Raw genomic sequence first — 14139 nt, 5'->3', positions numbered from 1 at the left:
CACATTGCTGTGCTACTTAACGAAAAAATTATACAAAATCGTTTGATTACATATTTGCCCGGGGCGCAGCGTCACCTGGGGGAAGGCGGCATGGCCCGGCGCGTCCACGAACCCTTGGGGCTCCAGACACAGTCCCGACCTCTCACCATACACCGCACCGCCCTTGCCGGGCAACCCTTCCGGGATATGATTGCCGGAATAGAACTGGACGCACGGCTGGGTGGTCCAGACCTCCAGGCCCCGGCCGGAGCGGGGCTCGAACACCGCCCCCGCGAGCTTCAGCCCGTTCCGCTCGTCGAGAACGAAGCAATGGTCGTACCCCCCGCCGAAGGCCAGGGGGGGAAAATCCTGTCCGAGACGCGCGCCCACGGCCGTCCCTATTCTAAAATCCATTGGGGTTCCGGCAACTTCGGCCAAGTCCCCCGTGGGGATCATTTCCCGGTTCGTGGCCAGAAAGCGCTGGGCCGGAATGGTCAGGATGTGATCGAGGCAATCCGTGCCGGGCCGCCCGGTCAGATTGAAATAGGGGTGCGCGGTCAGATTGACGACCGTGGTCCGGTCCGTGGTCGCCGAAAAATCGAGACGCAACCCGTCGCCGGTCAGGACGTAAACCGCCGAGACCGTCAGGTTGCCGGGGTAGCCCTGCTCCCCGTCGCGGCTCTTGTAGGTCAGGGCCAGTCCGGAGCCGCTTTCGGTTTCGACAGGCTCCGCCTCCCAGACCCGGCTGTGAAACCCGCCGCTCCCGCCATGCAGGTGATTGCGGCCGTCGTTGCGGTCGAGCGCAAAGGTCTCGCCGTCCAGAACCAGGCGCGCCCCGCCGATGCGGTTGGCCACCCGGCCCACCAGCCGCCCGAAGCAACAGGCGTCGTTCAGGTAGCCGTCAAGATCGTCGTACCCCAGGACAACATCGGCCGGGACGCCATCGCGGTCGGGCGCGGTCAGCCGGACCAAGGCGCCGCCGTAGGTGCAGATGTCCGCCTCCATGCCCGCTCCGTTGGCCAGGGTGAACAGTTCCACCGGGGTCCCGTCGCCCGTGGTGCCGAAGGATCGCCGATTCAACGACATGGCCCCTCCTTGGACACGGAGGTGCCCCGCACCCGCAGTTCGGTCTCCAGGACGACGGTCTCGGGTTCGAAGTCCGCACCGTCGGCGAACTGGCGCAACAGCAGGGAAACGGCGGTCCGCCCCATGTCGAAGGCGGGCTGGCAGACCGTGGTCAGGGCCGGCTCGATGAGGGCCGCCGCCGGGGTGTCGGAAAAGCCCACCAGGGCCACATCGTCCGGGATGCGCACGCCCCGCTCCTTGAACCGGGTGTGCAGCCCCACGGCCACGGGATCGTTGATGGCCAGGATGGCGTCGGGCAATTCGTCCAGGGCCAGATAGAGGTCGGCCCCGGCCCGGCCGTCCTCCTCGCGGTACCCGCCGCTCAGGTGAAATTTCTCTTCCAGCGGCAAGCCGTGGGCCGCCAGGGCGTCGCGGTATCCCTCGAACCGCTTGCGGTTGAGCGCTATGCCTTCCCGCCCGGCCATGTGGCCGATGCGGCGGTAGCCGGACGCGATGAGGTGTTCCACCGCGCCGTAGGCGGCCGCGTAGTCGTCCACCACAACCTTTCCGGTGTCGAGTTCTTCCACCACCCGATCGAACTGGACCAGGGGCACGCGCTGCCGGATGGTCCGGGACAAATGCTCGAAGGAGGTGGTCTCCGAGGAGATGGCGATGAGCAGTCCGGCCACGCGATTGGAGACCAGGGCCTGGACATTGAGGATCTCGCGGGCCAGGGTCTCGTGGGACTGGCAGACCATGATGGTGTAGCCGTTGTCGTAGGCGACCTCTTCTATGCCGCTGATGGCGTGGGAGAAAAAGTAATGCCGGATCTCGGGTACGATGACCCCGATGACGTTGCTGCGCTTCTTTTGCAGGGACTGGGCGAGCTGGTTGGGGTGGTAGTGGTATTTCTCGGCCGCCTCGACCACGCGCTGCCGAGTGACCGGGCTGATGTCCGGGTGGCCGCGCAGGGCGCGGGACACCGTGGATGGAGACACGCCCAACTTGCGGGCCAGGTCTTTGAGGGTAAACTGGCTCACGCGCGCACTTCCCCGTCGAGCAGGATGCGCTCGAAGCCCGGCTTGCGGACCTTGAGCGGCAGGACCGCGCCTTGCCCGAAGACCTCTTCCATAAATTCCGCGTAGGCCGCAAAGCGCGCCTCAGGCACATAGGCCTGGATGGTCCCGGCGAACCCGCCGCCCTGAATACGGCACGCGCCCCGGCCTCCCAGAAACCGCTCGGTCAGGGTCAGGGCCAGGGGAATGGGCTGCTCCAGAGGGGCCGTGGCCGAAATGCAGTTTTGCAGCAGCCGCCAGGAGGAGTCCCCGGACCGGCGGACCAGGGTGAGGAATTCGTCCATGCGTCCGGCGGCCAGGACCTCGGCCTGTTCGGCGGCGCGGTCCGTCTCCTCGATGAAATGGATCAGCCGGAGCACGCCCCGGTCTCCGGCGGCCTCGCGGATGCGGGCCACGTGGGCCAGGACCGCGTCCACGGTCAACCCGCGCGCGAAATCCCGCCCCATGGCTCGGGCGGCTCGGCCCACCTCGTCCGGGATGGCCGCGTAGTCCGGGGTCAGGTCCGCGTGGCTGCCGCCGGTATCGACCACGGCCAGCCGGTATCCGGTCCGGTCGAAATCGAAATCCACCTCGCTCCTGGCCGGATCGGCCGGATTCGCGAAGTCGATGGATAAAATGCCCTGGGCCGCGCAGGAAAGCTGGTCCATGAGCCCGCACGGCTTGCCGAAATAGGTGTTCTCCGCCGACCGGCCCGCCACGGCCAGCTCCAGGGCGGTGCACTGTCCGTCGTTGAACAGCTCGCTGAAGATGCGCCCCACCAGGACCTCGAAGGCTGCCGACGAACTCAGGCCGACACCCAGGGGCACCTCGCCGTCCACACAGGCGTCGAACCCGGCCACCTTGCGCCCGTTCCCGGCCAGCCCGGCGGCCACCCCGCGAACCAGGGCCATGGATGTGCCCTCCTCTTCGGCCCGGGGGGCGAGATCGTCGAGCGCAACGGAGATCTCGCCGTCAAACCCCTTGGAACGGATGCGCACGACGCCTTCGTCGTTGGGCCTCGCCGCTGCCAGACAGTCGAACTGCACGGCCGCCGCCAGGACGATGCCCAGGTTGTGGTCCGTGTGGTTGCCGCCCAGTTCGGTCCGCCCCGGAGCCAGGACCAGGACGGCCGGGCCGGGGCCGGGCCATGTCGCGAACCGGGCCAGAAGATCGAGATACCGGACGCGCTGGGCCGCGACATCCTCCGGCCGATACAGACGGGCCAGGACCGAATCCAGGTCGCCCCGGCGCAGGGCCTCGGCGTAGGCGGCCGCGTGCGGCATTACGCGCCCTCTCCGCCGCCCGGCAGATCCAGGAAGTGGACCTCGGACAACTCTCGCAGACGGGCCGCCGCGGACTCGGCGGTCAGGTCGCGCTGGGGCATGGCCATCATCTCGTAACCGACCATGAACTTCTTGACCGACCGGGAGCGCAGCAGGGGCGGATAGTAATGCAGGTGAAAATGCCAGTGAGGATGGTCCCCGCCGTCGGTGGGGGCCTGGTGGATGCCCATGGAATAGGGGAACGAGGTCTGGAACAGGTTGTCGTAACGCACGTTCAGGCGGACCATGGCCTCGGCCAGATCACGCCGTTGGGCCGGATTCATCTCCAGGATGTTCGACAGATGCGTCTTGGGCAGGATCATGGTCTCGAAGGGCCAGAAGGCCCAAAACGGCACCAGGACCGCGAACGAATCGTTCTCGAAAAGCAGCCGCTCCCCCCGGGCCAGTTCGGTCTCCAGATAGGCGCAGAGCAGACATTTGTCCTTGTCGCGAAGGTGTTCGGCCTGGCGGCGGTCCTCGACGGCCGGATACATGGGCACCCCTCGGGTGGCCCAGACCTGGCCGTGCGGATGCGGATTGGAGCACCCCATGGCCGAGCCCCGGTTCTCGAAGATCTGGACGTAGCCGATGTCTTCGCGCCCGCCGAGCCCCGCGAACTCCCGGCACCAAACGTCAACCACGCGCGCGGCCTGGTCCACGCCCAGCCGGGCCATGGTCAGGTCGTGACGGGGAGAATAGCAGATCACCCGGCAGGTGCCGGTCTCGGGTTCGGCCACCAACAGCCCGTCCATCTGGGGAGCCAGCCCCTGCGCCGGGGGCTCGGGCAGCAGCGCCGCGAAGTCGTTGGTAAAGACAAAGGTGTCGGCATAGTCCGGGTTGACCGCTCCGCCCGCCCGGTCATTACCGGGACAGAGGTAGCAGTGCTTGTCATACGCAGGCAAAGCCGCCCGGTCGGGCGCCTCCCGCTGGCCCTGCCATGGCCGTTTGGTGCGATGGGGCGAAACCAGCACCCATTCGCCGGTGAGCTGGTTCAGCCGCCTGTGTGGTGTGTCCTCGAAAAACATGCCTTCCCCTGGTTGCGATCACTCGGGAGGACGTCCTTCCCAAGACGCACGGTCCTCCCAAGCGGCAGCGCAAACGTTGCCGCAAACGTTTGCGATACACGCGGGAGCAGACCATAGAAGCGCTGTTTTGTCAACAGGGTGTAACAAAAACCGATCCCCGGAAAGGGGGATGCGGGGAGCCGGCGGGGGGGGAGGAAAGACGGTTGCGGACCGCCCCGCCGGGCCGCCTAGACGGCGACCTGCGAAAGGATCTGGCCGACAACCGCGGCGGCGGGAACGGACAGGCGCAACCGTGCCGGGGTCTCGCCGAAAAACACGTCGATGCAAACCACGTCGTCGTGCTGGCTGCTGGTTCCGGCCACGCCGGTCAGCAGCGGCAGCTCCAGGGTTTCTCCCAGATCGAAGTCCAGGGGAATCATGCCCTCGCCCTCCGCACCCGCGTCCGCCCGGGACATCTCGGTCAGGGCCCCGGCCATGGGGCCGCAGGCGGACAGGGCCACGGGCAGATACAATCCCTCGAAGCGGAACAGGCAGACCGCATGGTCCTCCAGCAACGTGGCCTCGGGCGGACCGGCCAGGATTGGGAACAGATAGGGGCCCTTGCCGTTGAATTCGATTCTCCTGCCTTGGTCGGACATGCTCGCCTCCTAGTCCAGATAGGAGCAACAGTAGTCGGTTACGGTGCTGACCTTGAGGCGGAACTTGGCCTCGCCGGGCACGTTGAAGCTCTGCCCGCCGGTCATGGCCACCCAGTCGTCCAGGCCGGGCAACTGAACGGACACCTCGCCCGAGGTGATTTCCATGAACTCGGGCTTCTCGGTGCCGAACTCGTATTCGCCGGGCAGCATGATGCCGAGCGTGACGACACTGCCGTCGCTCAGGGTGATGGTCCGGCTGGTTACCTTGCCCTCGTAATAGATATTGGCTTTTTTGGTAATGGTCGCGTTGGCGAATGCGGTCATGCTCTCTCCGATTGTTGTTGGCTGTATTGCGCAGGATATCCGCGCTTGCGTGGTGGCGGGTTCCGATTATACTGGGAGGCGGCAATCACCGTCAACCCTGGGGGAGCCCATGAAAGCCATCCGTATCGGCGTACTGTCCACGGCCAAGATCGGCCGCACCAAAGTCATTCCCGGCATGCAGCGGGCCAAGCGCTGCGAGGTCGCGGCCATCTGTTCCCGCAACGGGGAGGCCGCCCGCCGGGCCGCCGAGGAACTGAACATTCCCAAGGCCTACGACAGCTATGACAAACTGTTGTCCGACCCGGACATCGACGCGGTCTACATCCCCCTGCCCAACCACCTGCATGTGGAATGGACCCTCAAGGCCATGGCCCGGGACAAGCACGTGCTGTGCGAAAAGCCTCTGGGGCTGAACGCTGCCGAGGTCAACCGGCTGATCAATGCCGCGGCCATGCACCCCGACATCAAGGTCATGGAGGCGTTCATGTACCGTTTCCATCCGCAATGGGTGGAAACCGGGCGGCTCGTGAGCGAAGGGGCCATCGGCAAACCGACTTCGATCCAGTCCTTCTTTTCCTATTTCAACGACGATCCCGCCAACATCCGCAACAAGGCGGACATGGGCGGCGGCGGGCTCATGGACATCGGCTGCTATCAGGTCTCCCTGTCCCGCCTCCTGTTCAACGCCCAACCCGGGCGCGTGCTCGGCTGGATGGACACGGACCCCGAATTCGGCACCGACCGGACCTTCTCCGGCATGCTCGACTTCGGCGGCAGGCTGTCCACCTTCACCTGCTCCACTCAACTGGCCCCCTATCAACGGGTCAACGTCCTGGGCGAAGCCGGACGCATCGAGATTCTCATTCCGTTCAACGCCCCCCCGGACGCGCCCACGGAAATCCTGTTGCAGGGGAACGACGGCGTCCGGACCGTCACCTTCGCCCCTTGCGACCAGTACACCCTCCAGGCCGAGGCCTTTGCCGAAGCCGTCCTTGAAGACCGGCCCGTGCCGATCTCGCTCATGGACACCTTCGCCAACCAGCATACGATGGACGCCCTGTTCAAGAGCGCCGGAACGCGGCAATGGGAGCATTGTTGACCGCCTGCCATCGCTGACCGCGTCCCTCCAGCTTCCCGCGTAACCCGCGCCCTGCCGACTCTGGGCGGAGAGCGCCCCGGACAGCCGTTCTATCTGGCCGGGATGTAGGTCACGCCGCTGATGGGCAAGGGTTTGAGCATGCGTTGGCGCTCGACGTAGCGGATGAAGGCCTGGGCATCGACGAACCCGGTATCGCAGCGCGACGCGGCGGACTTGAGAACGTCGTAGCCGTCGCCGCCCGAGGCGAGATAATTGTTGGTGACCACGCGGTAGGTGCGGTCCGGAGCGAGCGGAACCCAATTGCCGGCGTGGTCCAGGATGTCCACGGCCAGGACCCGGGCCCCCTCGGGGCGGCGCATGTCGGCGGTGTAGCGGGCGGCCCCCACATAGGGAAAGGCCCCGCCGCCACGGTCCACTCCGACTTCCAGGGCCCGGTGAATCTGCGCGCCGGTCAGTTCGAGCAGCACCAGACTGTTGTTGAACGGCAACAGGGTATAGGCCGCGCCCACGGTGATGGGCCCCTGCTCCACGGATTCGCGCACACCGCCCGCGTTGAGCAGGGCGATGTCGGCGGGCCGTCCGGTGGCTTCAAGCCGGCTGAGCATGGCCCGGCAGACCAGGGGGGCGATGAGGCTGCCGCGCGGCAGGGACTCGCCGGTGTCGGTGGTGCCGGGCACGCGGATGTGCGGCAGAGGCAGGACGGCCTCGCCGATAACCTCCGTGCGCATGGCCTCCACGCCCTGGCTGAACGGCCCGAGAAACTTGCGGATGGCCGGATCGGCAGGCACCACGGCGGCCTCGGGGTCGGCCGCGACAAGAGCCAGCAGGTCGTCGCGCTCCGCACCCTTGAGTTCGACCTTCAGCCCGGCGTCGTTCCGATGCTTGAAGGTGTCGCCCAGGATGAGGGTGGGTCGGGCCTCGGCATGGGTGATGTGGCCCGCGTCGTCGAAGGTCAAATCCAGACGGCCGAGCATGCGCCCCCATTTCCAGGCGGTGACCACGTACACGTCGCCGCCGTCCGCGCCCTTGACCACCGTGGGATAGGCGGCCGCGGGGTGAAGGCCCAGGGCGCCGACGCCGTCGGGGCTGCCGAGCAGCGTGTGGGAATGGCCGCCAACGATGACGTCCACGCCGGGGACGGTCGCGGCCAGACGCCTGTCCTCGTTAAAGCCCACGTGGGTCAGGAGCACTATCTTGTTCACGCCGCGCGCCTGGAGTTCGCGCGCAAGCAGGATGGCCATGTGGGTCTCATCGGCGAACTCCACGTCGCCGGGGCTGGAAATAACCGTGGCCTCCGGGGTGAGCAGGCCGATGATCCCGATGCGCTCGCCGCCCTTTTCCACGATGACGTAGGGCTTGACCCGGGCGGCCAGGGCGGGCTCGTCCGAGGCGTGCAGGTTGGCGCAGAGCACCGGAACCTTGGTATGGGCAAGCATCCCGGCCAGGAAGGACGCGCCCCGGTCGAACTCATGGTTGCCCAGTTCAAAAGCGTCGAACCCCAGCCGGTCCAGGAGTTCCATTTCGGGTCTGCCGTTGAATTTCAGAAAATAGAGACCACCCTGCACGGCATCGCCCGCGTGGAGCAGGAGGACGTTCGGCCTTTCGGCGCGGACCGCCTTGACGGCCTGGCCGAGGCGGGCCCAACCGCCCATGCGGACATAAGCGGCCACGCCCCGGGGGGCGATGGTCTCGGAAGTGGCGTCCAGGTAGGAGTGGGAATCGTTGACGTGCAGCAGGGTCACGTCGAAGGCGAAGGCCGCGATGGAATGGAAAAGAAGCACTGCGGCCAGGACAAAACGGGTCAGGTGGCGTAACATGAAAACCTCCGGCTCTTATGGCCGGGATAACAGCATTCCGGGAAAATGAAAACGATCCCGGGCGGACGCGAACGGCCGGGCAACGCCGCCGTGTGAATAATTGTGACGATTCTGCAACGCGCATTGTATTGCAAGTCCTTTTCCCGGTAAGGTCGCACCAATCACTTCCAACGGGAGTTCCCCATGAGCAACGACATGACCATCGGCAAATATCTCACCGCCGAAGAGCTGGCGGCCTTCTTTCGCCAACTGGCCGACGCCGTGGAAAACGGCGGCCGCGACGAGTTCGCCTGCGTGGACGATTTCCGCAAGATCAAGATCAGCGTGAAAAACGAGTACGGACAGATCAGCCTGAAGGCCAAATTCAAGTCGGCCGGACCGTGTGCGCCCGAAGACGGGGACGGCGGAACGGCCAAGCCCAAGTACAAGGATCTCAAGAAACGCATGCGCGGAAGCTTCAAGATACTGGTCAAGATGGTCCACGACGGCGCCGTCCCGCCCCGGGAGGCCGTGGACGCCTTCCTGGCCGACGCGGCCCTCATGGTCACCTACCCCGGCTACGGGGACGAATATTACGAGAGCTTCACGAGCGTATGCGCGGAGTTCAAGGCCGCCTATGACTCCGGCGACCTGGCCGGGATGCACGCGGCCGTGGACAAACTGGTCCACGAAAAGAGCCGCTGCCACGCCAAATACGATTGAAACACCCGACCCCGGATCCTGCCCATGAAACTGATCAAGACCGACCCCGAGGCCTGCGACTGCCGGACCTTCCCCATGGAAGCCGACGCGGAGATCACCGAGGCCGACGAAAAACGGTTCTTCACCGTGGTCTCCACGGACCTCGCCCCGTGGCAGGTGTCGCAGGTGGTCACGCCGTCCACCGTACACGCGCGCCAGGACGTCCTGCTGGCCACCCACTGGCATCCGGAATTCGTGCCCATGGAGCACATCCGCGCCCGGGTGGACGCCATGTTCCCCAACCGCGCGGACGAATTGCTCATTCCCACCCAGCACAACCAACTCATGAGTTGGGACGGCTACACCGGGGTGGAGGTGGACTGCTTCTCCTCCGGCTTCAACCGCAAGGTTCAACTCCTGCTGCACTTCGCCGACGAGCGGGTCAAGGACGCGGGCGTGCTCAAGTCGATGTTGGCCCACACCTTCAAATACCGCTCGGGCCAGCTCTTCGAATTCATGCACACCATCACCAAGCCCGACACGGCGCGCATCGAGCGGGCGGCCCGGGCCACCGGCGCGGACCGTGAACTTATCGATTTCGTCCGCATCAACGTCGCCAAGGTGGAACGGCTGCTGGACGCGCATTGGACCGGGGTTCCGCGCCTGTCGATCAAGAACAAGCTGTTGCGCAACTGGTTCGATGCCATGCGCGGAGAACTCGGCGATATCGCCACAGACCGGGTCCAGGCCTATCTCAAAGCGGTCAAGCACCTGGTGAAGGAGGGGTTCGACCTGTCCTTCTTCTACCGGGCCAGCGAGATCATCGAGGAGGTCCGGGGGCTCGGCGGCTGCATAGTCATCCCACATCCCGAACAGTTCTGGCCCATCCTGCTGCGCGACTACGATGTGGACGGCATCGAAGTCTGGAACCCACAGTCGCAGGAATACACGGAATTCCTGATCTCCGTGGTCAACGAACAGAACGGACGGCGCAACGGCGGCCGGGACAAGCTCATCTTCATGGGCGACGACTGCCACATGGGCGAGAAAACCAAGCCGGAGGATCAGCAGAACCCGGAAAAGGCGGCCCGCGAGATCGGCTTTCAGCCCGCCTGGGACGACCTGCGCATCCGCAAGCAACTCATTGTCAACAACATCTCCAGACGCTCGGTGATCGAGGAGTACAAAGCCCGCCTGGCGGGATAGGCAGGCGAGGACACCCATGGCAGAAGAAAAATTCGTATTCGATTCGCTCCAGGACTGCGGGTCTATCAAGGACTTCCTCGAATCCCTGATCGAAGGGTTCGAGAAACGCTCCATCAACCTGTCCACCAACGGCAACGAGATCCACCTCGAACCGGAGGGGCTGCTCAACTTCACGATCAAGGCCAGGAAAAAGGGAACGGAGAACAAGATCTCCATCAAGGTATCCTGGAAGGACGCTCCCGCCGCCCAATCCCCGGAAGACGTCTTCCTCAAGGTCCGCTAACCCCATGATCACATTTGAAGGACTGGACGAGAACTTCAAGTTCATCGTCTACGAGGTGGAAAACCAGGCCCGCTCCACGCAAAAGTTCATGGATGCCCCTTCGCGCAAGCGATACGCCAAGATCACTTCGCGCGACGACTACATCGACAACCTCAAGACGATCATCGAGAACAAGTGCTACTCGCGCATCCACGCGGACCAGACCCTGGACAAGCGGGCCCTCAACAAGATCCGCGCCATCCAGGTCATCTGCGTTAATCTCGAAAAGATCGCCGATTATTTCGTCAACATCGTCAAGCAGATGCAATATCTCGACGACCAGTCCTTCGTGCAGCGGTACGACTACACCGAGGTCTTCGAGATCATGCTCTCCCGGCTCGGGGCCATCCTCGACGCCTATCACGGCGAGGACATGTCCAAGGCCCTGTACATCTGCAAGGCCGAGCCCATGCTCGACGACGTGTACAAGGTCCGCTTCGACCGGGTCATGAACGAGATGGGCATGGGCCGCGACGCGCAATCACTGGTCACGGTGCTGTTCATCTTCCGCTATTTCGAGCGGGTGGGCGACGCCCTGCTGAACATCGGCGAGGCGGTCATCTTCTCCCTGCTCGGCGAGCGCATCAAGATCGAGCAGTTCGAGGCGTTGCAGCAAACCCTGACCAAGTCCGGATTCAGCGATTCCTTCTCGGACATCGACTTCAGCGCCATCTGGGGCACCCGCTCGGGCTGCCGCATCGGCAAGGTGGAATCGCGCGAGGCCGACCTGACCCCGGAAGAGAAGAAGCAGGGTTCCATCTACAAGGAAGGCAACCTGGAAAAGATCCGCAAGGAACGGGAGTCCATCCAGCGCTGGAAGCAGCTCTTTCCGAATCTGGTGGCCGATATCTACGGCTTCCACGAGGAAGCGGACAAGGGGTCCATGCTGGTGGAATTCCTGAACGGCTGCACCCTGGACGAGGTCATCCTGTCCGGCGACGACGAACTGGTGCGCAACGCACTGTTCATCCTGGAAAATACCGTGCTCGAAACCTGGTCGAAAACCATGGTCGAGCTGCCGGTCAAGACCAATTACATCCGGCAGATCCAGTCCCGGCTGGAAGGCGTGCTCCAGACCCACCCCGAATTCTGGCGCGCCCCAAAGTGTCTGGGTGCTGCAGAAGTGCCGTCCAGCGAATCCCTGCTGTCGGCCTGCGCGGACATCGAGGACGAGATGGAGGCCCCCTTCTCGGTCTTCATCCACGGCGATTTCAACATCAACAACGTGGTCTACAACCATGAGGCGCAGCAGATCCACTACATCGACCTGTACCGCTCGCGGGACTTCGACTACGTCCAGGACGCTTCGGTCTTCCTGGTCTCCAACTTCCGCGTGCCCCTGTTCGACACGGAACATCGCGCGCGCATCAACGCGGTCATCCGGCAATTCCTCGGATTCATCCGGGGATTCGCCGGGCGGCATGACGACCCCACGGTCGAGGCCCGGCTGGCCTTCGCCCTGGCGCGCAGCTTCTACACCTCCACCCGGTTCGAGCTGAACTTCAAGTTCGCCAAGGAGATGTACAACCGGTCCATGTTCCTGCTGGAAAAAATCCATCACTACCGGGGCGGGGACTGGAAGCGATTCACCCTGCCCGAGGACATCCTCTACTATTAGGCAAGGAGCCGTTTCGTGAAGATAGGAGTCATTGGCATCGAGGGCGGCTGGTCCTCCGAAAAACTGGCGGACGCCGTGGCCGAAAGGACCGGCGGCGAGCGCGTGCTCATCGACATGGCGAACGTGCGCCTGGACCTGCCCTCGGGCCGGGCCTTCTACAACGGGCATACGCTCAACGATTTCGATGCCCTGATCATCAAGAAGATCGGTGCGCGCTACTCCCCGGACCTCCTGGACCGGCTGGAGGTCCTGCGCTATCTGCACGAACGGGGACTCAGCATATTCAGCTCGCCCTACTCCATCCTGCGCGCCCTGGACCGGCTGTCCTGCACCATCTCGCTTCAGCTCAAGGATATCCCCATGCCGCCCACGACCGTCACCGAGTCCGTGGACCAGGCCATGGTGGCCCTGGAGAACTACGGCGAGGCCGTGTTCAAGCCGTTGTACACCTCCAAGGCGCGCGGCATGTTCGTGCTGCAAAACGGGCCCGACGCCCGGGCGGCCATCGAGGAATACAAGGCCGAGCACCCCATCCTGTACATCCAGAAGACCATCGAATTGGGCGACCTGGACCTGGGCATAGCCTTCCTCGGCGGCGAGTACCTGACCACCTACGCCAGGTGCAAGACCAACGGGGCCTGGAACACCACCACGGCCTCGGGCGGCAAGTACCGGCCCTACGAGCCCGCGCCCGAGATCATCGAACTGGCCCGCCGGGCCCAGGCGGACTTCAACCTCGACTTCACCTGCGTGGACGTGGCCATCACCGACGAAGGCCCCTATGTCTTCGAAGTCTCCGTGTTCGGCGGCTTCCGGGGCATTCAGGAGACCAGCGGCATCGACGCCGCCGCGCGCTACGCGGACTACGTCATGGAGAAACTCAAATGAAGCTGACCGGTACAACCCGCCGGGAATTGGCCAGCGCCGTGAAGACGGCCTGCCCGGCCGCCCGCACGCTTTTCCTTAACCTCGGCGGCTGCCGCATCCGGGTAAACAGTTCCACGGACGCGCTGAACGACGCCCTGGCCGACTATTTCAAGGAATTCCTCACCGGGGAGGGCGAGCCGCAGATCACCCTTTCGGCCCACCAAACCCCGGCCCCGGAATCGGACCTCGCCTTCAACGTCAAGCAACCCGACCCCGGCAAGACCAGGATCAAAGAGGAATGGATAGACCTGCCCGACGGCCGGATGGTCAAAAAGCGGCTGACCGGCATGCTCTTCCTCTTCGGGCAGGGCGAGAACGTGGCCGTGGGGCCGTGCCGGGAGAACGTCAATCAGGTCATCAACTTCGTCAACAACCGGTTCATCGAATGGAAGCTCAACCAGGGAGGATTCCTGGGCCACGCCGCCGGAGTGCGTTCGGGCAAACGCGGCATCTCGCTGGCCGGGTTCTCGGGCGCGGGCAAATCCACGCTCGCCCTGCACCTCATGAGCAAGGGGGCGACGTTCATCTCCAACGACCGGGTCATGGTCGAGCGGGACGGCGAGGGGCTGACCATGTACGGGGTGGCCAAGCAGCCGCGTATCAACCCGGGCACGGCCCTGAACAACCCGGACCTGCACTGCGTCGTGGAGCCGGAACTGCGCGGGCGATTCCTGTCCCTACCCAAGGACGAACTGTGGGGGCTGGAGCACAAATACGACGCCCTTATCGACGAATGTTACGGGCCGGGACGTTTCGAACTGCGCTGCCCCATGAACGCCCTGATCATTCTCAACTGGACGCGGGACGACACCCCCCTGCGCGCCGGCATGGCGGACCCGCACGAACGCCGGGATCTCCTGCCCGCGTTCATGAAGTCCACCGGGCTCTTCTACCTGCCCGACGACCCGGCCCGCCGGGGCGACCCGGACGAGGACGCCTACGCCGACCTGCTGGCCGGGGCCGATCTCATCGAAATCGCCGGAGGCGTGGACTTCGACCGGGCATCCGAGGTATGCTTGCACTACATGAAAACCGGCCGTCTTCCGGCCGACTGACGGAGC

Annotated in this window: 14 protein-coding genes; 7 read left to right on the top strand and 7 right to left on the bottom strand. The window is 64.6% G+C overall.

Going from position 1 to position 14139, the window contains the following annotated elements; all coding sequences use genetic code 11:
• Positions 1-12: 12 nt before the first annotated feature.
• The 6 genes from J0909_RS16705 to ppnP form a co-directional block, all read right to left on the bottom strand.
• Positions 13-1065, bottom strand: coding sequence for an aldose epimerase family protein (locus tag J0909_RS16705; protein WP_207264639.1), 1053 nt, complete (start codon positions 1063-1065; stop codon positions 13-15).
• Positions 1056-2084 carry a LacI family DNA-binding transcriptional regulator gene (locus tag J0909_RS16700; RefSeq protein WP_207264638.1) on the bottom strand — a complete coding sequence of 343 codons (1029 nt, stop codon included), beginning with the start codon at positions 2082-2084 and terminating at the stop codon, positions 1056-1058. The genes J0909_RS16705 and J0909_RS16700 overlap by 10 nt, the downstream gene beginning before the upstream one ends.
• Complete coding sequence (locus J0909_RS16695) at positions 2081-3382, bottom strand: galactokinase (RefSeq protein WP_207264637.1); 1302 nt, start codon at positions 3380-3382, stop codon at positions 2081-2083. The genes J0909_RS16700 and J0909_RS16695 overlap by 4 nt, the downstream gene beginning before the upstream one ends.
• Complete coding sequence (locus J0909_RS16690) at positions 3382-4446, bottom strand: UDP-glucose--hexose-1-phosphate uridylyltransferase (protein WP_207264636.1); 1065 nt, start codon at positions 4444-4446, stop codon at positions 3382-3384. Before J0909_RS16690 ends, J0909_RS16695 begins: the two co-directional genes overlap by 1 nt.
• 227 nt (positions 4447-4673) lie before the next feature.
• A complete protein-coding gene (locus J0909_RS16685; protein WP_207264635.1) occupies positions 4674-5084 on the bottom strand; it encodes a hypothetical protein in 411 nt (136 codons plus the stop codon).
• A gap of 9 nt (positions 5085-5093) precedes the next feature.
• Positions 5094-5408, bottom strand: a complete 315-nt coding sequence (ppnP, locus tag J0909_RS16680; RefSeq protein WP_207264634.1) for a pyrimidine/purine nucleoside phosphorylase — start codon at positions 5406-5408, stop codon at positions 5094-5096.
• 109 nt (positions 5409-5517) lie between these two features.
• Here ppnP and J0909_RS16675 point away from each other — a divergent pair, with 109 nt between their 5' ends.
• Positions 5518-6507 (top strand): Gfo/Idh/MocA family protein, encoded by a 990-nt coding sequence (locus J0909_RS16675; RefSeq protein WP_207264632.1) that lies wholly within the window; start codon positions 5518-5520, stop codon positions 6505-6507.
• An 89-nt stretch (positions 6508-6596) separates the two neighbouring features.
• Here J0909_RS16675 and J0909_RS16670 read toward each other — a convergent pair whose 3' ends face one another.
• Positions 6597-8324, bottom strand: a complete 1728-nt coding sequence (locus J0909_RS16670) for a bifunctional metallophosphatase/5'-nucleotidase (RefSeq protein ID WP_207264630.1) — start codon at positions 8322-8324, stop codon at positions 6597-6599.
• Between the two features lie 183 nt (positions 8325-8507).
• Between J0909_RS16670 and J0909_RS16665 the strand changes: the two genes are divergently transcribed.
• From J0909_RS16665 to J0909_RS16640, 6 genes are read left to right on the top strand one after another with little or no spacing between them, the layout of a single operon-like run.
• Positions 8508-9026 (top strand): GAK system XXXCH domain-containing protein, encoded by a 519-nt coding sequence (locus J0909_RS16665; protein ID WP_207264629.1) that lies wholly within the window; start codon positions 8508-8510, stop codon positions 9024-9026.
• Between the two features lie 24 nt (positions 9027-9050).
• A complete protein-coding gene (locus J0909_RS16660; RefSeq protein ID WP_207264628.1) occupies positions 9051-10211 on the top strand; it encodes a PHP domain-containing protein in 1161 nt (386 codons plus the stop codon).
• 16 nt (positions 10212-10227) lie between these two features.
• Positions 10228-10494 carry an amphi-Trp domain-containing protein gene (locus tag J0909_RS16655; RefSeq protein ID WP_207264627.1) on the top strand — a complete coding sequence of 89 codons (267 nt, stop codon included), beginning with the start codon at positions 10228-10230 and terminating at the stop codon, positions 10492-10494.
• Positions 10495-10498: 4 nt separating this feature from the next.
• Positions 10499-12151 (top strand): phosphate signaling complex PhoU family protein, encoded by a 1653-nt coding sequence (locus J0909_RS16650; protein ID WP_207264625.1) that lies wholly within the window; start codon positions 10499-10501, stop codon positions 12149-12151.
• A gap of 15 nt (positions 12152-12166) precedes the next feature.
• Entirely contained in the window at positions 12167-13039 is an 873-nt protein-coding gene (locus J0909_RS16645) for a GAK system ATP-grasp enzyme (protein WP_207264624.1), read from the top strand.
• Positions 13036-14133: an HprK-related kinase B gene (locus J0909_RS16640; protein WP_207264623.1), complete on the top strand. Its 1098-nt coding sequence runs from the start codon at positions 13036-13038 to the stop codon at positions 14131-14133. Before J0909_RS16645 ends, J0909_RS16640 begins: the two co-directional genes overlap by 4 nt.
• Positions 14134-14139 lie beyond the last annotated feature (6 nt).

The sequence above is a fragment of the Desulfovibrio sp. Huiquan2017 genome (assembly GCF_017351175.1).
Lineage (GTDB): Bacteria > Desulfobacterota > Desulfovibrionia > Desulfovibrionales > Desulfovibrionaceae > Pseudodesulfovibrio.
This window is presented reverse-complemented; position numbering and strand designations above follow the sequence as displayed.